Here is a 20,840-nt window from a genome sequence, read left to right on the forward strand (position 1 = left end):
GGGGGGCGTCGGGTGGAGGGGGGTCAGGAAGAGGGGTCGAGGACGAGCGCGCCGGTGGCGATCCCGCGGACGACGTCGATGAGGAGTCGACGTTCGACGGGCTTGATCCGTTCGTGCAGGCTGTGCTCGGTGTCGCCCTCGAGGATCGCGACACGTTCCTGCGCCAGGATCGGCCCGGTGTCGACACCGTCGTCGACCACGATCACGCTGGCACCGGTCTCGGCCGCGCCGGAGGCGAGGGCGTCACGGACGCCGTGTGCCCCGGGGAACTCGGGAAGGTACGCGGGGTGGGTGTTGATGAGGCGTGGCGAGTACTGCGCGACGAGCGACGGAGGAAGCAGACGCATGAGGCCGCTGAGCACCACGAGATCGGGGGCCCAGACGGCGAGCTGGCGGGCGACCTCCTCCCCCCAGGCTTCGCGGCTCTCGTGCTCATGCCAGGGCACGGTGAAGCTGGGGATGCCAAACTCCTCGGCGTGGGCGAGTCCGTCCGCCTCACGGTCAGCACCGACGACGATCACCCTGGCGGGGAAATCGGGGTGACGAGCGGCCTCGAGGAGGGCGCGAAGATTCGAGCCGGTGCCCGAGATGAGAACGGCGACCGTGAGCACGCGCCCAGTCTATCGGGGCGCGAAGCCCTCTTCCGCCCGGCTTCCGCTCACGGGCGGTGGACGTCAATCGCGCTCGTGACGCGGCGGGGCGAAGCCGCGGACATCGTCCAGGGGCGCCGTGTCGTCGAACGTCGGCGTCTCGGAGAAGGGGATACCGGGCGCTGTCCGCGCCGATGCGATGCTCGGGTCGAACTCGGTCATCTCGGCGATCCAGCGGTCCGTACGCTCCTCGGCCAGCTCATCGCGGTGACGCGGTGACAGCAGCAGGATCGCGGCGCCGACGAGCACCTCCAGTCCGAGGGCCAGCATGAACGGAAGAGCCGCGGGACCGACATCGGCGAGCTTTCCCGGACCCATCGAGCCGTTCGCGAGCACCGCGGCGAGGCCCGCGACCCCTGCGCTGACGACGGCGATCCCCACCGCGATCGCCGCCCGCTGCATCGTCCCCAACGGCGTGCCCTCCCAGACGAGGCGCGAACGCACCGCCCAGCCGGCGAAAGCACCGGCGGCGATCGGGACGAGCACCACGATCAGCATCCACATCGAACTGTTCTCGGGCAGCAGCCCGAACACCGGGATGCCCGGAACGACTCCTAACTGCGTACCGGCGGGCGAGACCGCGGTTCCGACGCCGACGGCGAAGCCGGGGCCGGCGAGCCAGGACGCCGCCCACACGATCAGGGTCGGGAGATACACGAGCTGCGCCAGCGTCATCACGGTCGCGCCGAGCGCATCGACACGGGCAGCCTGGAACAGCGCCACGACCTCGCCACCGCGGAACAGCGTCATGACGGCGAGGGCCAGAGCGGCCGCTCCGATCACGCCGACCAGGGTGAAGGCCGTGCCGCGCACGATCGCGACGGGGACGGGCGCCCAATCCTCGCGGGCGTCGATGCGGTCGTGCAGACGGTCGAGGACTCCGCCATCCCCCTCTTCCCATGCGACCCGGACAGCCCCGCACACCGCACCGACGAGGTAGACGGCGGTGGGGAGCCCGATCGCGAGGGCCAGGGGGGTCTGCACGGCATCCAGTCGCGCGGTCAAAGCGACGCCGGTGGAGATGGCGGCAAACACCACCGTCCCGGACACTGAGCCGAGCAGCCACGTTCCGGCTGCCGCGGCCCTGGCACCCGAGCGGGCGGCGAAAAGCAGGGTGAAGAGCAGGAACGCCAGTGGAGTGATCGAGACCGCGAACGAGGCCGCCTGCGGGGGGATCGCGAGAGCGACCAGCAGCTCGTCCGGGATCGTGACCTCGAGGGGCACGCCGTGGCCGAACTCCCAGAGCGTGCCGGTGAGCGGCCAGAGCGCGCCCCAGTCGGCCGTGACCCCGAAGGCGAGCGTCCACAGCAGCGTCAGCGGCGCGAGCAGCACGACGAGACCGACGGCCGCAGCGATGGCGGCGTCGAAGGCGGCGAGGAGCGCGACGAGGAGGCGTTGCATAGCGTTTCGAGACTACGACGAGTTGCCGACGAAGGCCTGGGGGCGCGCGTGGGGTCGGCGACACGATAGCGTTTCTCCGGAGGTTTCCCGATGACAACTGCCCCGCCCGCCCCGGCATCCACCGAACCCAAGAACTCCCTGGACCGCTTCTTCGAGATCAGCAAGCGCGGATCCACGATCGGCACCGAGATCCGAGGGGGTCTGGTGACATTCGTCACGATGGCCTACATCGTGATCCTGAACCCGATCATCCTCTCCGGCAAGCCCGATGTCGCCGGAGACATGCTCAGCTTCAACGCCGTGGGCGCCGCCACCGCGCTGACCGCCGGTGTGATGACGATCCTGTTCGGACTGGTCACGCGCCTCCCGTTCGGTTTCGCTGCCGGCCTCGGCATCAACGCCTTCGTCGCGTTCTCGGTCGTCGGCCAGGTGACCTGGCCCGAGGCCATGGCGCTGGTGATGATCAACGGTGTCGTCATCGTGCTGCTCGCCGCCACCGGGCTGCGGAAGGCGATCTTCGACGCGGTGCCGTTCCAGCTGAAGATCGCGATCACGGTCGGTATCGGCCTCTTCATCGCGTTCATCGGCTTCGTCAACTCCGGCTTCGTCACGGCGACCGGCGCCTCGTCTCCTCCGGTCGGCCTCGGCGTGAACGGATCGGTCGCGACCGTTCCGACCCTGCTGTTCGTCATCACCCTCCTCCTCACCGGCATCCTCGTCGCCCTCAAGATCAAGGGCGGCATGCTGATCGGACTCATCGGCGGCACCGTGCTCGCAGTCATCGTCGAGGCGATCTGGCACATCGGGGCCCGCGGCTTCGATGACGAGGGCAACGTGGTCAACCCGGGCGGCTGGGGCCTGACGGTTCCCGCGCTCGACGGCTCCCCCGTGGGTGTGCCCGACCTCAGCCTGATCGGCGCCGTCGACTTCAGCTTCGACCTGAGCAAGGTCAGCCTCGTCGCGATCGTGATGATCGTCTTCACGCTGCTCTTCACGAACTTCTTCGACGCCATGGGCACCATGACGGGCCTCGCGAAGGAGGCGAACCTCGCCGACGACAACGGCGACTTCCCCCGCATCAAGTCGGCGCTGGTCGTCGAGGGTGTCGGCGCGATCGCCGGTGGCGCGACCTCCTCGTCTTCGAGCACGGTCTTCATCGAGTCGGGCGCCGGTATCGGCGAGGGTGCGCGCACCGGACTCGCGAACGTGGTCACCGGCGTCGTGTTCCTGATCGCGATGTTCCTGACCCCGCTGACGTCGATCGTCCCGACCGAGATCGCCGCTGCCGCGCTGATCATCGTCGGTGCGATGATGATGGCGCAGATCCGCTACATCGACTTCAGCGATTTCCGCGTGCTGCTGCCGGTGTTCCTCACCGTCTCGGTCATGCCGCTGACCTACTCGATCGCGAACGGCATCGGCGCGGGCTTCGTCAGCTGGGTGCTCATCCACGCGTTCTCCGGCAAGGCCAAGTCCATCAGCCCGCTGCTGTGGGTCGTGGGCGCAGGCTTCCTGATCTTCTTCGCCCGAGGTCCGATCGAAGCGCTCTTCGGCGTCGGGATCTGACGCCGATCGGAGGTCACGGTAGAGGGGCGGGTGCTGCGGCATCCGCCCCTCTTCCGTACCTCCCGCCGCCGCGGCCGTCACATGCATGTGCATCGGCCGGATGCAGGAACACACGCCCCGAGCGGCCATGCATCCGCTGAGAGGTCATGCATCTGACGAGGACGGCCACCTCGCGCGGCTCAGGCGTAGGCAGCGGCGAACTCCGGCGACGGCTCGATCGGCTCGATCACGTCGATCAGCACACCGCCGGGCGCCTCGACGATGAAGTGGCGCTGACCGAAGGCCTCGTCGCGGAGCGGCAGCCGTTCCGACAGACCCCGCTCCCCCACCAGGCGCGCATGCTCGGCAGCGGCATCCGGCACCTCGACGTTGAGCAGCAGCCCGCGCACGGGCTCACGAAATCCCTTGGGGATGGTCTCGTGCGAACGGTCGAGGATCGCGAGCTCACCGCCATCGAAGCGCAGGCTCACGTACCAGTCGGCCTCGAACACCACCTCGAAGTCGAACTCCTCTCTATAGAACCGCGCGCTCGCTGCGACGTCTTCGACCATCAGCACCGGGTAGAAGCTCGTGATCCGCATTCGTCTCTCCTTTACATACAGCGTGTTTGTATTCTGCGTGACTAGGATACATACAACCTGTACGTAAGGAAAGAGTCATGCCCCGAGCATCCGCGGCCGACGCCGCCGAGACCGCGCGACGAATTCTCGAGACCGCCACGACCCACTTCGCCGCGCACGGGTACGCCACCGCATCCGTGGACGAAATCGCCCGCCTTGCCGGAGTCACACGAGGTGCGGTCTACCACCACTACACGTCGAAGCCGCTGCTCTTCCGCGACGTCGCGGCTGCCCAGCAGCAGTCCGTGGCCGACGCGATCCGCGACGCCACGGAAGACAGTGCTCCGGATGCCGTTCTCCGCGACGGCAGTCACGCGTTCCTCGACGCGATCACCCGGGGAGCGGCGTCACGCGTGCTGCTCGTCGACGGTCCCGCCGTGCTCGGCGGGGAGCAGTGGCGCCGACTCGACGCGGAGGGACCGGAGCAGGAGCTGCGCACGGGCCTACGCGAAGCCGGCGTCTCCCCCGCGCTCGTGGATCCGCTCACCGCCGCACTCTCCGGAGCGATGAACGAGCTCGCCCTGTGGCTCGCCGCGCACCCCGATGACGCCGACGCGCGGTCGGAAGCGCACGTGGCACTCGAGCGCATCCTGGATGCCGTGGTCCCGCCCAGCTGAGGGCGATGCGGCGCGCCGACGGCGCAGCGCACCGACCGGCGTCGAGGGTGGAGTCCCGACCCTGAGGAGATCCCGTGCATCACCGACACCGCGACGACCACCCGTTCGACCTGAGACGGGACGTCGACCGGCGCCTCCTCGAGTACCGGGAGCTCATTCTGGCCAGCCTCGAAGGCCTCACCGAAGAGGAGGCGCGGTCCGCGCCGATCCCCGGCGCTCCGAGTCTGCTGGGAGTCGTGCGTCACACGGCGTACGTGGAGGGCGTCTGGTTCGACGAGAGGATCACCGGGCGACCCCGGGCCGAGATCGGCCTGCCGGTGGCCACCGCCAACTCCTGGAAAGTGCGGCGCACCGACGATATCGCCTCCGTCACGGCAGAGTGTCGACGCATCAGCGCCCTCGCTGACAGCAATCTGACCGATCGGGGGCTCGACGACGACGTCGGCGAGAACCGGCGCAGCCTGCTCGCGATCTACGTCCACGTGTTGAGTGAGCTGGGCTGGAACACCGGACAGCTCGACATCCTGAGGGCAGCGATCCTCGCTGGGCGCCGCCGAGCCGCCAGGCCGACCGAACAGGCATGAAAGAAGGCCCCGGAGTGGAGTCCGGGGCCTTCATATCAAGCGTAGCTCAGATCAGAGCGCTTCGATGATCGCGCGCATCAGGTCTGCCGTCTCGGACGGCGTCTTGCCGACCTTGACGCCGGCGGCCTCGAGGGCCTCCTTCTTCGCCTGAGCGGTGCCGGCCGAACCGGAGACGATCGCACCGGCGTGACCCATGGTCTTGCCCTCGGGAGCCGTGAAGCCCGCGACGTAGCCGACGACCGGCTTCGTGACGTTCGCCTTGATGTAGTCGGCGGCACGCTCCTCGGCGTCGCCACCGATCTCACCGATCATCACGATCGCCTTGGTCTCGGGGTCGGCCTCGAACGCCGCGAGCGCGTCGATGTGCGTGGTGCCGATGACCGGGTCGCCGCCGATGCCGATGGCGGTGGAGAAGCCCAGGTCGCGCAGCTCGAACATCATCTGGTAGGTCAGGGTGCCCGACTTCGACACGAGGCCGATCGGTCCCTTGCCCGTGATGTTCGCGGGCGTGATGCCCACGAGCGCCTCGCCCGGCGTGATGATGCCGGGGCAGTTCGGGCCGATGATGCGAGTCTTGTTGCCCTTGCTCTGCGCGTAGGCCCAGGCCTCGGCCGAGTCGCCGACGGGCACGCCCTCGGTGATGACCACGAGCAGGGGGATCTCGGCGTCGATGGCCTCGATCATCGCGTCCTTGGTGAACGCACCGGGCACGAAAGCGATCGACACGTCGGCGCCGGTCTCCTTCATGGCCTCGGCGACCGAGGCGAAGACGGGCAGCTCGACGGCGTTGCCGTCCTTGTCGGTGTGCGAGACCGTGGTACCGGCCTTGCGGGCGTTGACGCCACCGACGACCTGGGTGCCGGCCTTGAGCATCAGTGCGGTGTGCTTGGTGCCCTCACCGCCGGTGATGCCCTGGACGATGACCTTGGAGTCCTTGTTGAGGTAGATCGACATTCTTCTCGTCCTTCAGTCTCAGGCGTTGGCGAGCTCGGCGGCCTTGTCGGCGCCCTCGTCCATGGTGGCGGCCAGGGTCACAAGCGGGTGTGCGTACTCGGCGAGGATCGCGCGACCCTCGTCGACGCGGTTGCCGTCCAGGCGCACGACGAGCGGCTTGGAGGCCGTGGCGCCCAGTGTCTCGAGGGCGCCCTTGATGCCGTTGGCGACGGCGTCGCACGCCGTGATGCCGCCGAAGACGTTGACGAACACGCTCTTGACCTGCGGGTCGCCGAGGATGACGTCGAGGCCGGCGGCCATGACCTCGGCCGAGGCGCCGCCGCCGATGTCGAGGAAGTTGGCAGGCTTCACGCCGTTGTGGTTCTCGCCCGCGTAGGCGACCACGTCGAGCGTCGACATGACCAGACCCGCGCCGTTGCCGATGATCCCGACCTCGCCGTCGAGCTTCACGTAGTTGAGGCCCGACTCCTTGGCCTTGGCCTCGAGCGGGTCGGCTGCGTCCTTGTCCTCGAGCGCTTCGTGCTCGGGGTGACGGATCTCGGAGGCGTTGTCGTCGAGCGTGACCTTGCCGTCGAGCGCGATGATGTCGCCCTCTTCGGTGCGCACCAGCGGGTTGACCTCGACCAGCGTCGCGTCCTCGCCCTTGTACACGTCGTAGAGCTTCACGAAGACATCGGAGACCTTCTCGATGAGGTCTTCGGGGAAGTTCGCCGCGCGAGCGATCTCGACGGCCTTCTCCTTGTCGATGCCCGTGAGCGGGTTGACCTCGACGCGTGCGAGCGCCTCGGGGCGTTCGACGGCGAGCTCTTCGATCTCCATGCCGCCCTCGACCGAGCAGAGGCTCAGGTAGGAGCGGTTGGCGCGGTCGAGCAGCACGGAGAAGTAGAACTCCTCGGCGATGCGCGCACCCTGCGCGACCATGACGCGCTTGACGATGTGGCCCTTGATGTCGAGGCCGAGGATGGCCTTCGCTGCTTCGTACGCCTCGTCGGGCGTCTTGGCGACCTTGACGCCGCCCGCCTTTCCACGGCCGCCGGTCTTCACCTGAGCCTTGACGACGACCACTCCGCCGATCTTCTCGGCAGCCGCCCTCACCTCTTCAGGGGTGTCCGCGACGATGCCGGCGAGGACCGGCACTCCGTACTTTTCGAAAACGTCTCGTGCCTGGTACTCGTACAGATCCACTGTGGTTCCTTCACTGGGCTGCTGTCTGGTAATTCTCTCGATGTCGAGACATCGACCAGTCCCCCAGCCTACTACCCCGAACTGAGCGCTCCTGCGGCCCCGGCGCCTCGACCGCTCAGCGTCGAGTCGGCACTCCGGCTCCACGCGCGGGGAGGGCGACCCGTCGAAGCTGTCGGGTGATCAGGAACGGCATGACCACCAGGGCCGTGCCCGTGGCGACGATCACGGGGCGCACCACGACCACCGGCAACGAGCCCCACAGGGCGATGAGGATCGCGCCGATCATGACGGCACCGAGCACAAGTTCGCACACGAGGAGCTGGCGGCGCACCGATGCGCTGTCCTCGGCCATGGTCGTCTCGCGCCCGCGCACCGAGATGTGCGAGGTCCATCGCGTGCCGTCCCACCAGCGCCGCGTCCCGCGCCGCCGCGTGTCGAACCAGCCGGCCGGAATCCCGTCATCTCTCACGCTCCTCAGTATGACGGCGACGCCTCGGCGTCTCCGCCCGGCGAGGTCTAGGCTTTCGCCATGCACGAATCCGCAGAACTGCGCACCGGCGTCGTCGCCGCAGCGCTCGAACTCTTCAGCGCCCAGGGGTTCGACCAGACGTCGGTGGAGCAGATCGCCAAGGCCGCCGGCGTCTCCCGCTCGACCTTCTTCCGCCAGTTCGGCGGCAAGGAGGACGTGGTCTTCGCGGATCACGAGGTGCTTCTGGAACAGCTCAGGGAGTTCCTCGACGAGGGGCACGATGACCCGTGGGGCGCGGTGTGCGCGGCTTCGGAGTCGGTCTTCGCCCACTTCGCGCACGACCCGGAACTCGCCAGGCGCCGCTATCAGATCGTGCGACAGGTCCCCGTGCTGCGCGAGCGCGAGATCATCACGGTCTTCCGCTACGAGCGACTGTTCGACGACTACCTGCGCGGGGCGCTCCCCGGCGTGGATCCCCTGGACGCGGTCGGCTTCGCCGCCTTGGTGACGGCCGTGCACAACCATGTGCTGCGCCAGCTGCTGCGTGGCCGCAAGAAGGTGCCGCTGGCAACACTGCAGACGGCGCTGGCCGACGTCCGCCGTCGCTACGGGGTTGCGGGCGAGGCGGCCACCGCCCCGGATGACATGGTGGTCGCGGTGTTCCCCCGCTCCATGCCGATCGCCGAGGTCAGCCGCAGGCTGCAGTCACAGCTCGACTAGCTCGACGTGCCGTCGGGTCGTGGAACCGAGTATCGAGGAGTACGATACTTGGTGCCACGAAGGAGTCCCATGAGCACTGCAGCCTCCCCCTTCCCCGGCGAGCGCGTCTCGTCATACGACATCACCGGACGTCAGGACAGCGACTACTACGCCGTCTTCACCGACATCCCCGCCGCCGATCGGGAGGCGTGGGACCGCGCGAAGGCCTACGTCGACGAGGTCGCCCCGCAGATGGCCGACGCCTGGGACCGCGCGGAGTATCCGCTCGATGCCGCGCGTCGGATGGGCGAGATGGACCTCGTCGTCGACGGGGTGCAGCACCCGTCGCTCACGAGCCTGTCGCCACTGGCCGCAGGACTGGTGAACATGGAGATCTCCCGCGGCGACGGCTCCCTGGGCACGATCCTCGCGGTGCAGGGCGGACTCGCACTGCGCACCCTGGCCCTGTTCGGCTCCCCCGCGCAGCAGGAGAAGTGGCTGACGGGCCTCGCCGACGGCTCGGTGCTGGGATCGTTCGCCCTGACCGAGCCCGATCACGGTTCCGACTCCGTCTCGCTGGAGACCGTGGCCCGCCGCGACGGCGACGGCTGGAGCCTCCGCGGAACGAAGAAGTGGATCGGCAACGGCGCCTCCGGCGGCATCACCTTCGTCTGGGCGCGCATCGACGACGAGGGCGCCGAAGAGCATGGCGCCGTGCGCTGCTTCCTCGTGGAGCAGGAGACCCCGGGCTACACAGGCAGCGTCATCCGCGGAAAGGCCTCGCTGCGCGCGATCCACCAGGCACACATCGTGCTCGACGACGTGCGGGTGCCCCTCGATGCGGTGCTGCCGGGGACCAAGAGCTTCAAGGACGCCTCGATCGTGCTGTACGCGACTCGTTCCGGTGTCGCCTGGTCGGCGCTCGGACACGCGACCGCCTGCTACGAGGCCGCCCTCGCCTACGCCACCCAGCGGGTGCAGTTCGGAAAGCCCCTCGCCAGATTCCAGATGGTCCAGGAGCGTCTGACCCACATGCTCGAAGACCTCACCGCCATGCAGCTGTACTGCCGGCGGATGGCAGACCTCGAGACCGCCGGTGAACTGCGCCCGACCCAGGCTTCGCTGGCGAAGTTCCACAACACGCGTGCCGCGCGCCGCATCGCCTCGACCGCCCGCGATCTGCTCGGCGGCAACGGCATCCTGCTCGAGAACGGCGTGATGCAGCACATGGCCGACATCGAGGCCATCCACACCTACGAGGGAACCGAGAGCGTTCAGGCCCTGCTGCTCGGGCGCGACATCACCGGGATGAGCGCGTTCGCCTGAGGGCGGATCCCCGGAGTCGACTCACCGGCGTCGGGCGCTCACGTGGCGCTCTCGACTCGCCGCCGACCCCGCGACCGCCTGCACCGCGAGGAGCAGCACGAGCGCCAGGACCGGGACGACCCACCCACCGCCCGCGGCGTGCAGGATGCCGAGGCCGAGCGCACCGAAGCCGGCCAGCAGGTAGCCGACTCCCTGCGCCATCGTCGACAGGTGCGCCGTGTGCCTCGCATCCGGCGCGCGGAGCACGATGTACGTCAGCGACAGCGAGATGGCGGCCCCCTGCCCGAGACCGAGGAGCGTCATCCAGAGCCAGGGCGCGGCTCCACCGGGCGCGACGAGGAGGCCGATCAGCCCCGCCGCGCAGAGCAGCGCGGAGAGCACGACGGGGAGCCACGTCGGCCGCATGCGGCGCATCATCGTCGGCACGAGGAGCGCCGCCGCGATCCCGGGAAAACTGGAGTACGACAGCAGCACCCCGGCATCCGACACCGAGACCCCGCCGTCCTGCAGCATCGTGGGAATCCATGTCAAGGCCGCGTAGTAGCTCAGGCTCTGCAACCCCATGAACGCGGTGACCGCCCACGCGACCGGGTCCCCCAACAGCGCCGACATCCGCGGCTCGTCGATGGGTTCCGTGATCGCATCGACGGGAACACCCGCCACGGCCGGGGAGCTGACGACCCGACGCATCGCCCGAGGCAGCCAGACCACCAGGGCGAGTGCGGCGGGAATCGCCCAGACCCCCAGCGCACCACGCCACGAGCCGTCCAGGGCGATCATGAACGGCACCGTGAATGCGGCCGCCGCGGCGGCGCCGAGGAACAGCGATGTGGAGTACAGCCCCATCATCAGACCGAGACGGTGCGCGAAGTCCTGCTTGATCACGGCGGGCATGCAGACGTTCGCGACCGCGATGCCCGCCCCCACCAACACCGTGCCGCCGAAGAGAGCCACGGGTGAGGGAAGCAGGCGGACGCCGATGCCGAGTGCCACCACGACCATCGTCAGCGCGAGCAGCCGATGCAGTCCGATCCAGCGTGTCAGCGCGGGCGTCATGAACGCGAAGGCGCCGAAGGCGAACACGGGGATCGTCGTCAGGAGCCCTGCCGCGGCTGCAGGGATCCCCAGGTCCTGCTCGATCGCGGGGAGGACGGGTCCGACAGAAGCGACGCCCATGCGCAGGTTCAGCGCGATCAGCAGCAGGCCGGTGCCCACGTAGATCCCGGTGAGGATGCCGCCGCGCCGGGTGGACGGCGTGGTCAACGGGGTCGGCGCGGTGTCGAACGGTTCCTGCATCGTGGTCATGCATCGAGTCCAGCATTCACCCGGTATGTCAGGAAACACGTACACTGCATTTTGATGTCGAATACCCGCCAATCCTCGCGAATGGTCGACCTGAATCTGGTCGACTTCGATTCCCTGGCGGCCCTGCCCATGGAGGGCGCCTACCGGTTCGCGCACGCCGAGACCTCCCCCCGCCACGCCCACCCGCTCGGACACCTGGTGCATGCCGCTTCCGGAGTGCTGTCGCTGCTCACCGACGAGGGCGCCTGGATCGCGCCGTCGACCCGCATGGCCTGGGTGCCCGCCGGCGCCGAGCATCGCCATCGCGCGCACGGGCGCACGGACATGCGCATCGTCCATCTGACCGACGAGCTCGCCGCATTGCTCCCGGCCTCCCCTGCGGTGCTCGTCGCGACGCCACTCGCGCGCGAAGCCGTGCTGTCGATGACGTCCGACCGCACACGCAGCGACGAAGCCCTGGACCACCTGCGCCGCGTGGTCGTCGACGAAGTCGTGACCGCGCCCGAGCAGCCGCTCCATCTCCCGGAGCCCCACGATCCGCGCCTGCGCCGTGCCGCACGCATCGTCGAGGATGACCTCGCCCTGCCCGTGCCGCTCGGAGAACTCGGCGCACGCACCGGCACCGCCGAGCGGACGCTGAGCCGCCTGTTCCAGCAGGAGACCGGCATGGGATACCGGCAGTGGCGCCTGCAACTGCGCGTGCATCGGGCACTCGTCCTGCTCGCCGACGGCGCCACGGTGACCGACACGGCCTCCGCATGCGGGTGGGCCACGACCAGTCAGTTCATCGAGCAGTTCACACCGCTCGTCGGGATGACCCCCGGCCGATACCGGCTGTCGCAACCGACCGCGTGAGGGGAAGGACCACGACTGCGGTCGGCTCAGACCACGCGCGCCATGCACACGAGGCGTTCGCGATCGTCCCACGAGGGCACCCGCTCGAAGCCTCGCGATTCGTAGAGACGCACGGGGCCGTCCCGCCATTCCCACACCGACAGCCGCACCTGCGACGCACCGAGATCGACCGCATCGGCCACCGCCGCGTCCAACAGCGCCGAACCCACCCCGCGGCCGCGCACGTCGGGCTGCGCCCACAATCGCTTGATCTCCGCCACACCGTCGTGCACGGACAGCACCACGACCCCGACGATGCGTTCGTCGAACTGCGCGACCCGCACTCGATGCGCGGCGTACGCCTCGGCCGGGTCATCGACCTCGCGGAGATAGCGGTCGGGTAGCGGCACGGCGGGATCGCGCTCGGATCCGTGTTCCTGCCGACTCTTCTCCCGCTCGGTCTGCAGCAGATACGCACGCACAGCCGCACCGACCTCGAGTGCGTCGGGTCCGGTCAGGTCGGCGAGCCGGATCGACGGTCGGTCGAGCCCGGATCCCGCCTCGGCGCTCACGGTCAGTCGCAGCCGCAGCCGCCGGACGGCGTCTTCACCATGAAGCACACGTCGCACACGCCGTAGTCACGATCCTCGACCGGCTTCGGAGCCTTCTCGGCCCGCGGGGCGGAGACGCGAGGAGTCGTCGTGCGCTTGGCCGCGCGCGGCGGGGTGAGCGGGATGAACTCGCTGGGGTGGCTCACGTAGAAGTACGGCGCCCGGCCTTCGCTCGGCTGCAGACGCAGCGGAGCGGAACCGACGACGAGGCGCTCGTCCTCGGTGAAGCCGTTCGTGTAGGTGCGCCCGATGTGCAGAGGGGCGCCCTCACCTCGACGGATCGCTTCGATGTAGCGACCGCGGTCGATGAACGAGCTGATCCCGATCGCTTCGACGATGGCGGTGATGAACGCGTGGTTGGCCGGATCGATGCGGTGCGCGCGCAACGCCTCCGGGAGCGAACGGTATGGACGGGAGGTGCCTGCGGGGGTCGGCCCCTGTACTTCTTTCATCAGTTCCAGGATCGCACGCCCAGAGGGGTACAGCCGACCGTTTTCCGCTCGTATACGTGCCAAACTGACGTCATGGCCCAGGCGACGATCATCGGCTCCGGCCCGAACGGGCTCGCTGCCGCCGTGGCGCTCGCGCGCGCCGGCTATCGGGTGCGAGTTCTGGAGGGCGCCGACACCATCGGCGGCGGGGTGCGCACACGCGAATCCACGCTTCCGGGGTTCCGGCACGACCTCTGCTCCGCCGTGCATCCGGCCGCCCTCTCCTCCCCGTTCTTCCAGGCGTTCGGCCTCGACCGGCGGATCGAGTGGATCCGTCCCGACGCCTCGTACGCGCATCCGCTCGACGACGGGCGCGCAGCGATCGCCTGGCGCGACATCGAGCGCACGGCGGCGGACCTCGGAGTCGACGGATCCGCCTGGACCTCACGTCTGCGTCCGCTCAGCAGCCACATCGACGGCGTGGTCGACTTCACCGGCAACCAGCTGCTCCGCATCCCCCGCGATCCGTTGACCGCCGCGCGTTTCGCGATCCGGATGCTGGACCAGGGCACTCCCCTGGCAGCTCGCGCCTTCCGCACGGAGGAGGCGGCGGCGCTCATCTCCGGGGTGGTCGCGCACGCCAACTCGCCGCAGCCCTCCCTCGCGGGTGCGGCGGCCGGGCTGCTGCTGGCCGCGCTCGGACACGCAGGCGGCTGGCCGTACCCGCGCGGAGGTGCGCAGCGCATCGCCGACGCGATGGTCGCCGACATCGAGCAGCACGGCGGAACGATCGAGGCGGGCACCCCCGTCTCCGATCTCGGTGCCCTGGACTGGGGCGACCCGCAGCAGGGCGACCTGCTGCTGCTCAACACCTCGCCGCGACTCGCCCTCACGCATCCCGACGTGCCCGCCGGCTACGCACGGGCCCTCCGCTCGTACCGGTACGGGCCCGGAGCAGCGAAGGTCGACTTCGCGCTCGACGGCCCGATCCCGTGGACGAACGCCGACGTGGCAGCGGCCCCGACCGTGCATCTGGGCGGCACCCGCGCCGAGGTATGGGCGAGTGAGAACGCCGTCGCCGCCGGACGCGTGGTTGAGCGCCCGTATGTGCTCGCCGTGCAGCCATCGGTATTGGACGACTCACGCGCCCCCGCGGGGAAGGCCGTGCTCTGGGCGTACATCCACGTGCCCCCGGGTTCGGACCTCGACCCGACCGAGCTGATCACCGCCCAGGTCGAGCGCTTCGCTCCGGGCTTCCGCGACCTCGTCCTCGCGCACCACGCCGTCCCGGCGTCGTCGCGCGAGGCGATCAACCCCACGGAGATCGGTGGCGACATCTCCGGTGGCGTCTTCGACATGCGCCAGGCACTCCGGCGCCCGGTTCTCTCCCCCTCTCCGTGGCGCACGCCGATGCGTGGCGTGTACCTGGCGTCCGCCTCGACACCCCCCGGCCCCTCTGTGAACGGGATGGCCGGTTGGCATGCCGCCTGCACGGCGCTGCGGGATGCCGGAGAACCCGCCACCGTGACCGACCTCTTCGGCTGATCGTCCTCCCCTTCCGCCGCGGATCATCGGCGGCCAGGATGGGAGCATGCGCTACGACATCCCCGCGCCGATGCTCGCCAAGGCAGCGCCGGCCGTGCCCGACCCCGCGAAGACGCCGGGCGGACTGCTGTACGAGCCGAAGTGGGACGGCTTCCGTGGACTCATCGCCTGGGACGGGGAGACGGTGGAGATCGGGTCACGAGGCGCCAAGCCGCTGACCCGCTACTTCCCCGAACTGGTCGACGTGATCCCCCAGCTGCTTCCGGAACCGTGCCTGCTCGACGGCGAGATCGTCGTCGCCACCGGACCGGACGGCTCGCAGCGCCTGGACTGGGAGGCCCTCAGCCAGCGCATCCACCCCGCCGCCTCACGCGTCGCGAAGCTCGCCGTCGAGACCCCAGCCATGTTCATCGCGTTCGATCTGCTCGCCGTCGGGGTCGACGACCTGCTCACGCAGTCGTTCGAGACGAGGCGCGCACGCCTCGAGACCCTCATGGAGGGCGTCGGACATCCGCTGCACATCACCCGCACGACCCGCGATCGCGAGGCCGCTGTGCGCTGGCTCGCCGAGTTCGAAGGGGCAGGGCTCGACGGTGTCGTCGCGAAGCCGCTCGACCAGCCTTACGCGCCGGGAAAGCGCACTCTGTTCAAGATCAAGCACGCCCGCACCGCCGACGTCGTCGCGCTCGGCTATCGCATCCACAAGTCCGGATCGGGAGTGGGTTCCCTGCTGGTCGGGCTGTACGGCGACGACGGGGAGCTCCACCAGGTCGGCGGCGTGGCCGCGTGGAGCGATGCCCGTCGGCAGGAGCTCGTCGAAGAGCTCTCCCCGCTGGTCGAGCGCGACGAGTCGGGCGACGCCGTGACCGCCGAGGGCGAGCGGTCGCGATTCAGCGGATCGAAGGATGTGTCGTTCGTGCGGCTGCGCCCGGAGCGGGTGCTCGAGGTGCGATACGACCAACTCGAAGGCGCGCGGTTCCGCCACACCGTGCAGTTCGAACGCTGGCGCCCCGATCGCGACGCCCGCTCCTGCACCTACGAGCAGTTGGACACGGTCGCAGGCTACGACCTCGCCGATGTCCTGAGCTGAGCGGGAGCCCTCACTCCTTCTCGGCCGGGGTGCCGTCCTCGTCCCAATTCGCTGCGACCTTCTTGCTCGGCTGCACGCGCGGCGGCTCACCCGGCATCTTCGGGAACTCCGGCGGGAAAGGCAGTTCGCCGAGACCGTTCTGCGTGTCACGCTCCCACCACTCCAGCAGCGTGTCGATGCGGCCAGGGTTGTGCGGCATCGACGCCCACGGGTCGCCGACCTCGCCCAGACGCTTCGGGATGCTGCGCACCGTGAACACCTTCGGATCGAGACCGTCGAGCTCGTCCCAGGCCACCGGCGTCGACACGGTCGCTCCGGGAAGCGCTCGAGGACTGTAGGCACCGGCCATCGTGCGGTCGCGGTTGGCCTGATTGAAGTCGACGAAGATGCGCGCGCCCCGCTCCTCCTTCCACCAGTTCGTCGTGACCTGCTCCGGCATCCGTCGCTCCAGCTCACGCCCGGCGGCGATCACGGCGTGCCGCACCTCCAGGAACTCGTGGGTCGGTTCGATCGGCGCGAACACGTGCAATCCTCTGTTGCCGCTGGTCTTGGCGAACGCCTCCAGACCCGCCTCACGCAGCACCTCGCGCAGGGTGTGCGCGGCCGTGACCGCATCTGCGAAGTCGGTACCGGGCTGCGGATCGAGGTCGATGCGCAGCTCGACGGGGTTGTCCGCGTCAGTGGCGAGCGACGCCCAGGGGTGGAAGACGATCGTGTTCATCTGCACGGCCCACACGATCGCGCTCGCACGGTTCAACACGATCTGCGGATGCTGGCGCCCGCTGTTGTATGTCACCGTCACCGCGTCGACGAAGTCCGGGGTACCTTTGGGCGGGTTCTTCGAGAAGAAGCCCTCGGCCCGCGCCCCGCCTGCGGGTCCGATGCCGTCACGGAACCGCTCGAGCGAGACCGGGCGGTTGCCGTTCGCCGCCAGGAACGGCACCGCGACGAGCTGCACATACTCGGCCAGCTCCGCCTTGGTGATACCGAGGTCGGGCCAGACCACGCGGTTCGGGCTGGACAGCGCGACCTCGCGTTCTCCATCGGAGTCGGCGATGGTCAGGGTCACGCGTTCTGAGGCCATGCTCCGACCCTAGAGCGCCGCCCGGACAGACGGAACCCCGCCGACGCGGACAGTGCGCGGAGTCCGGATCGTCCGTGTCCGGGTCGGTTCAGTCGCCGAGGTCGACCGCGAGCACGAGGACCGGCGTGAGCGCAGCCCGCTCGACGACGATCGACGGACCGGCCGAGTCCACGATCACTCCGGCGATGTCGGCGTGGCTCGTGAGGACCTTCGCCAGCTGCTCCGGCGCGAACGGGAGCGGACGGTCGCCGCGTCCGAGCGCGATGACCTCGAGCGGGTGCGAGAACAGCTGCAGGAATCGACGTCCGTCGGTCGTCTGCGCTTCGGCGATGCCGACGGGGCCACCGCCGGAGCCGTCGTTGACCGCGACCCACATCCGCGTGGTCGCAAGGGCTTCGCCGACCTTGACGACGGAATCCTGTTCCCGGGGAGCGGCGAGGATGCTCTTCACCGTCATGTCGACATCGGCCTGCTCGAGCGTCTTCTGCAGCAGCTCCGTCGGGAACACCACCCGATGCGGGGCCGACGCGTTGTCGACGATGAGGCCGGCGAAATCTCCGGACACGACCTGCTGCAGCACCGAGGTGACCGGCTGGGCGACCGCCGAGGTCGACGACGGGTCCGCTTCGAGCTGCACGGAATCACGTACCGCGCCGGCCGAGCTGAACGCCAGCATGTACTGGTTGTCTTCACTGTCGCGGACGACGGCGACGGAGAGCGCCTTCCCTTCGCTGATCTGGGCACGCGCATCGCCGTTCACGCGGATGTAGAGGTGTCCCTGAAGAGCCTGACGCATGACGCCGAGGAGCTGGTCGTTGGTCGCGCCCGCCTCGATCTCGCTGAGGGCCTCACGCAGGAGGACATTGTCCTTCATGCCGGCGACGGTCTCGGTCTGCTCCGGCGGCAGCACGGAGGCCAGAGGCAGGCGCCGCTCCTGGGGCGTCTCGGGCTGAACGGGCGGAGAGGGAGAAGCCTGCGGCGCGGCGGGCGCCGCCGAGACGGACGGGGCGTCGGAGCTCGAAGGACCGTCGGACGTCGGAAGGGAGACCTCGGGGCCGGCCTCGGCACCGACGCCCCGGAACGCCTGCACCGAGATCCCGATCGAGGGCGCTTCGACGGGCTGCTCGGCGGTCGGGCTCTCTGACGTCGTGTGCTCTCCGGCGACCGCGCCCGCACCGTTCTGCGTGGTGTCGTTCGGCGTGGTGTCGTTCGGCGCGCTATCGCTCGCGACAGCCTCGGCGGTGGGGGCGACGACATCGTCACCAGACTTCTTGCGGCGGGAGAAGAGGGCCATATGAGCCAGCCTAACCGGCAATCCGGTCGGTGTTTCGCCGAGGCGGAAACACCTGCGGTGGGCTAGATCTTCTCGATCGGCGCGACCTTGATGAGGAGCTTCTTCTGCCCCGCCGAGTCGAATCGCACGTGAGCGATGCGCTTGGCACCCTCGCCCGTCACCGCATCCACCCGCCCTTCGCCGAAGTCGACGTGACGGATGCGGTCGCCGGCGGCGAGCTCGAGATCACCGTTGTCGCGCATCTTGGCCGTGACCCGGTTGGGGAACTTGTCCATCGCCGTCGACAGCGGCTTCAGGGAGTCTCGACCCGGCAGCGACTTCACCGCGAAACGATCGCCCGAGCCCGAGCCGCCGAAGCCGCCCTGGCGACGCGCGTTCAGTGCGCGCGACTGCATCCCCCCGCGCGAGTTCACGTCGCCCGGAGACTGTCGCCAGTCGATCAGGCCCGCCGGGATCTCCTGCAGGAAGCGGCTGGGCATCGCGACCGTGACCTCGCCGAACTGCGCCCTCGTCATCGCGAGAGAGAGGTGCAGACGCTTGCGCGCACGCGTGATGCCCACGTAGAAGAGACGGCGTTCCTCCTGCGGTCCCCCGGGCTCGCCGGCCGAGATGCGGTGCGGGATGAGATCTTCCTCGACGCCCGTGACGAACACGGCGTCGTACTCCAGGCCCTTCGCCGTGTGCATGGTCATGAGCGAGACCGAGCCCGACTCGTCGTCGAGGTCATCGGCATCCGAGACCAGAGCGACCTCGGTGAGGAAGTCGACGATCGTGCCCTCCGGGTTGTTGCGCGCGAAATCACGAGCCACCGCGACGAATTCGTCGAGGTTCTCCACGCGCGCCTCGTCCTGAGGGTCGCGGCTCGCACGCAGGGCGTCGAGGTATCCGCTCTTGCCCAGCAACAGGCTCAGGCCGTCGGCCACCGCGGTGGGGGGAGGCAGCTCGCCGCTCGCGGGGGTCAGGATGGCGGCGGCTTCGGCGAGCACCGCGTCGAGCTGCCCGATCGCCGTCTGGATCTTCGGCCCGACCCCGAGCTGACCCGGCATCGACAGTGCATCGCGGAAGCTGATCCCGTGCTCCTCGGCGAACCGTGCGATGGCCGTCTCCGTGACGTCGCCGATGCCGCGCCTGGGCTTGTTCAGGATGCGGCGCACCGACATCTCGTCGGCCGGGTTCGCGACGGCGACGAGATAGGCGAGCGCGTCCTTGATCTCGGCGCGATCGTAGAACTTGGTGCCGCCCATGATCTTGTACGGCACCGCCGAGCGGATGAAGATCTCCTCCAGCGCACGGGACTGCGAGTTGGTGCGGTAGAACACCGCCATCTCGGAGTAGGGCATGCCGGCGCGGTGCAGGGCCTCGACCTCGTCAGCCACGAACTGCGCCTCGTCGTGCTGCGAGTAGCCGGTGAAACCGATGATGGGATCGCCGTCGCCCTTGTCGCTCCAGAGCTTCTTGTCCTTGCGATCGAAGTTGTTGCCGATCACCGCGTTCGCCGCCGTCAGGATGTTCTGCGTCGAGCGGTAGTTCTGCTCGAGCAGCACGACGCGGGCGCCGGGGAAGTCACGCTCGAACTCGCTGATGTTGCGGATGTCCGCACCACGGAACGCGTAGATCGATTGATCGGAGTCGCCGACCACGGTGAGCGAGGCACCGGGTTCGCCGGCGTCTGCGGTGGGGGCGGGATCGGGCTCGAAGATCATCATGCCGTTGGAGGCATACGGATCCGGCGCGGCACCGGCAGCACCGGACACGGGGCGCGTGAGCTCGTGGATCAGCGAGTACTGCGCGTGGTTCGTGTCCTGGTACTCGTCGACCAGGATGTGACGGAAACGACGACGGTAGGTGTCGGCGACCTGCGGGAACGCCCGGAACAGATACACGGTCTGCCCGATGAGGTCATCGAAGTCGAAGGCGTTGGCCTTCTGCAGCTGCCGTTGGTAGTCGGCGAAGACCTCGACGAAGACGCGCTCGGCCGGGTCGCTCATGTTGGCCTGACGCGCATACGACTCGGCGTCGGACAGCTCGTTCTTCAGCTTCGAGATGCGCGACTGCACGGACGCGGGTGTGAGCCCGTAGGCATCGGCCTCGTGCTCTTTGACCAGGCGCTTGAGGAGAGCCCGCGAATCGCCCGAATCGTAGATGGTGAACGACTTCGTGTACCCGAACTGCTCGGCCTCGCGACGCAGGATGCGCACGCACGCGGAGTGGAACGTGGAGATCCACATGCCACGGGCGGCATCGCCGATCAGCCCTTCGACACGCTCGCGCATCTCGCCCGCGGCCTTGTTGGTGAACGTGATCGCGAGGATCTGGCTCGGCCATGCCTCTCGGGCCCGCAACAGCGAGGCGATGCGGCGGGTGAGCACGCTCGTCTTGCCCGATCCGGCGCCCGCGACGATGAGCAGCGCCGGGCCGCGGTAGGTGACGGCCTCGAGCTGCTGAGGGTTGAGGCCGGCGAGGAGATCGTCCTGCCCCGGGGCTCCCGACGAGCGAGGACCGGCGGTGGAGGGGACGATGAGAGGAGCTTCGGTCATGGCCCTATGAGTCTAGGCGTCGGCACCGACACCGCGGC

General features: G+C 69.0%; 20 protein-coding genes. 8 read left to right on the top strand and 12 right to left on the bottom strand.

The window, feature by feature from the left end; genetic code table 11:
- Positions 1–23: 23 nt before the first annotated feature.
- Together purN and ACLFA2_RS03495 are read right to left on the bottom strand one after the other, a co-directional pair.
- Positions 24–611: a phosphoribosylglycinamide formyltransferase gene (purN, locus tag ACLFA2_RS03490; RefSeq protein WP_029258570.1), complete on the bottom strand. Its 588-nt coding sequence runs from the start codon at positions 609–611 to the stop codon at positions 24–26.
- Between the two features lie 63 nt (positions 612–674).
- The gene (locus ACLFA2_RS03495) at positions 675–2,051 is read right to left on the bottom strand and encodes a cell division protein PerM (RefSeq protein WP_401125190.1); all 1,377 of its coding nucleotides are present in this window, start codon (positions 2,049–2,051) and stop codon (positions 675–677) included.
- Positions 2,052–2,141: 90 nt separating this feature from the next.
- On the opposite strand from ACLFA2_RS03495, the gene ACLFA2_RS03500 reads away from it, so the two are divergent.
- Positions 2,142–3,617 carry an NCS2 family permease gene (locus ACLFA2_RS03500; protein ID WP_021198859.1) on the top strand — a complete coding sequence of 492 codons (1,476 nt, stop codon included), beginning with the start codon at positions 2,142–2,144 and terminating at the stop codon, positions 3,615–3,617.
- Between the two features lie 179 nt (positions 3,618–3,796).
- On the opposite strand, the gene ACLFA2_RS03505 is transcribed toward ACLFA2_RS03500, so the two are convergent.
- Positions 3,797–4,198, bottom strand: coding sequence for a VOC family protein (locus ACLFA2_RS03505; RefSeq protein ID WP_021198860.1), 402 nt, complete (start codon positions 4,196–4,198; stop codon positions 3,797–3,799).
- A gap of 77 nt (positions 4,199–4,275) precedes the next feature.
- Between ACLFA2_RS03505 and ACLFA2_RS03510 the strand changes: the two genes are divergently transcribed.
- The gene (locus tag ACLFA2_RS03510) at positions 4,276–4,854 is read left to right on the top strand and encodes a TetR/AcrR family transcriptional regulator (protein WP_426622044.1); all 579 of its coding nucleotides are present in this window, start codon (positions 4,276–4,278) and stop codon (positions 4,852–4,854) included.
- A 74-nt stretch (positions 4,855–4,928) separates the two neighbouring features.
- On the top strand, positions 4,929–5,438 hold the full coding sequence (locus ACLFA2_RS03515) for a DUF664 domain-containing protein (RefSeq protein ID WP_426622045.1): 510 nt from the start codon (positions 4,929–4,931) through the stop codon (positions 5,436–5,438).
- Between the two features lie 51 nt (positions 5,439–5,489).
- Here ACLFA2_RS03515 and sucD read toward each other — a convergent pair whose 3' ends face one another.
- From sucD to ACLFA2_RS03530, 3 genes are all read right to left on the bottom strand, one after another.
- Positions 5,490–6,392, bottom strand: a complete 903-nt coding sequence (gene sucD / locus ACLFA2_RS03520; RefSeq protein WP_021198863.1) for a succinate--CoA ligase subunit alpha — start codon at positions 6,390–6,392, stop codon at positions 5,490–5,492.
- Positions 6,393–6,410: 18 nt separating this feature from the next.
- On the bottom strand, positions 6,411–7,577 hold the full coding sequence (gene sucC, locus ACLFA2_RS03525) for an ADP-forming succinate--CoA ligase subunit beta (protein ID WP_021198864.1): 1,167 nt from the start codon (positions 7,575–7,577) through the stop codon (positions 6,411–6,413).
- 115 nt (positions 7,578–7,692) lie between these two features.
- Entirely contained in the window at positions 7,693–8,046 is a 354-nt protein-coding gene (locus ACLFA2_RS03530; protein WP_021198865.1) for a DUF2510 domain-containing protein, read from the bottom strand.
- A gap of 60 nt (positions 8,047–8,106) precedes the next feature.
- On the opposite strand from ACLFA2_RS03530, the gene ACLFA2_RS03535 reads away from it, so the two are divergent.
- Both ACLFA2_RS03535 and ACLFA2_RS03540 read left to right on the top strand, forming a co-directional pair.
- On the top strand, positions 8,107–8,766 hold the full coding sequence (locus ACLFA2_RS03535) for a TetR/AcrR family transcriptional regulator (protein WP_029258576.1): 660 nt from the start codon (positions 8,107–8,109) through the stop codon (positions 8,764–8,766).
- A gap of 69 nt (positions 8,767–8,835) precedes the next feature.
- A complete protein-coding gene (locus ACLFA2_RS03540) occupies positions 8,836–10,071 on the top strand; it encodes an acyl-CoA dehydrogenase family protein (protein ID WP_021198867.1) in 1,236 nt (411 codons plus the stop codon).
- A gap of 21 nt (positions 10,072–10,092) precedes the next feature.
- On the opposite strand, the gene ACLFA2_RS03545 is transcribed toward ACLFA2_RS03540, so the two are convergent.
- Positions 10,093–11,376, bottom strand: a complete 1,284-nt coding sequence (locus tag ACLFA2_RS03545; RefSeq protein ID WP_426622046.1) for a CynX/NimT family MFS transporter — start codon at positions 11,374–11,376, stop codon at positions 10,093–10,095.
- 54 nt (positions 11,377–11,430) lie between these two features.
- Between ACLFA2_RS03545 and ACLFA2_RS03550 the strand changes: the two genes are divergently transcribed.
- The gene (locus ACLFA2_RS03550) at positions 11,431–12,231 is read left to right on the top strand and encodes a helix-turn-helix transcriptional regulator (protein ID WP_315070936.1); all 801 of its coding nucleotides are present in this window, start codon (positions 11,431–11,433) and stop codon (positions 12,229–12,231) included.
- 26 nt (positions 12,232–12,257) lie between these two features.
- On the opposite strand, the gene ACLFA2_RS03555 is transcribed toward ACLFA2_RS03550, so the two are convergent.
- Positions 12,258–12,782, bottom strand: coding sequence for a GNAT family N-acetyltransferase (locus ACLFA2_RS03555; protein ID WP_426622047.1), 525 nt, complete (start codon positions 12,780–12,782; stop codon positions 12,258–12,260).
- Between the two features lie 2 nt (positions 12,783–12,784).
- Positions 12,785–13,273 (bottom strand): hypothetical protein, encoded by a 489-nt coding sequence (locus ACLFA2_RS03560; RefSeq protein WP_152525861.1) that lies wholly within the window; start codon positions 13,271–13,273, stop codon positions 12,785–12,787.
- Between the two features lie 72 nt (positions 13,274–13,345).
- Between ACLFA2_RS03560 and ACLFA2_RS03565 the strand changes: the two genes are divergently transcribed.
- Both ACLFA2_RS03565 and ACLFA2_RS03570 read left to right on the top strand, forming a co-directional pair.
- The gene (locus ACLFA2_RS03565; RefSeq protein WP_426622048.1) at positions 13,346–14,797 is read left to right on the top strand and encodes a phytoene desaturase family protein; all 1,452 of its coding nucleotides are present in this window, start codon (positions 13,346–13,348) and stop codon (positions 14,795–14,797) included.
- 46 nt (positions 14,798–14,843) lie between these two features.
- Positions 14,844–15,887 carry an ATP-dependent DNA ligase gene (locus ACLFA2_RS03570; RefSeq protein WP_021198873.1) on the top strand — a complete coding sequence of 348 codons (1,044 nt, stop codon included), beginning with the start codon at positions 14,844–14,846 and terminating at the stop codon, positions 15,885–15,887.
- A 10-nt stretch (positions 15,888–15,897) separates the two neighbouring features.
- Here ACLFA2_RS03570 and ligD read toward each other — a convergent pair whose 3' ends face one another.
- The 3 genes from ligD to ACLFA2_RS03585 form a co-directional block, all read right to left on the bottom strand.
- Positions 15,898–16,971, bottom strand: a complete 1,074-nt coding sequence (gene ligD / locus ACLFA2_RS03575; RefSeq protein ID WP_426622049.1) for a non-homologous end-joining DNA ligase — start codon at positions 16,969–16,971, stop codon at positions 15,898–15,900.
- 88 nt (positions 16,972–17,059) lie between these two features.
- Entirely contained in the window at positions 17,060–18,265 is a 1,206-nt protein-coding gene (locus ACLFA2_RS03580; RefSeq protein WP_029266960.1) for an SseB family protein, read from the bottom strand.
- 62 nt (positions 18,266–18,327) lie between these two features.
- Positions 18,328–20,802: an ATP-dependent helicase gene (locus tag ACLFA2_RS03585; protein WP_426622050.1), complete on the bottom strand. Its 2,475-nt coding sequence runs from the start codon at positions 20,800–20,802 to the stop codon at positions 18,328–18,330.
- Positions 20,803–20,840: the final 38 nt, after the last annotated feature.

Origin of the sequence: Microbacterium sp. As-52 (assembly GCF_049949185.1) — a bacterium.
Taxonomy (GTDB): Bacteria; Actinomycetota; Actinomycetes; order Actinomycetales; family Microbacteriaceae; genus Microbacterium; species Microbacterium maritypicum_A.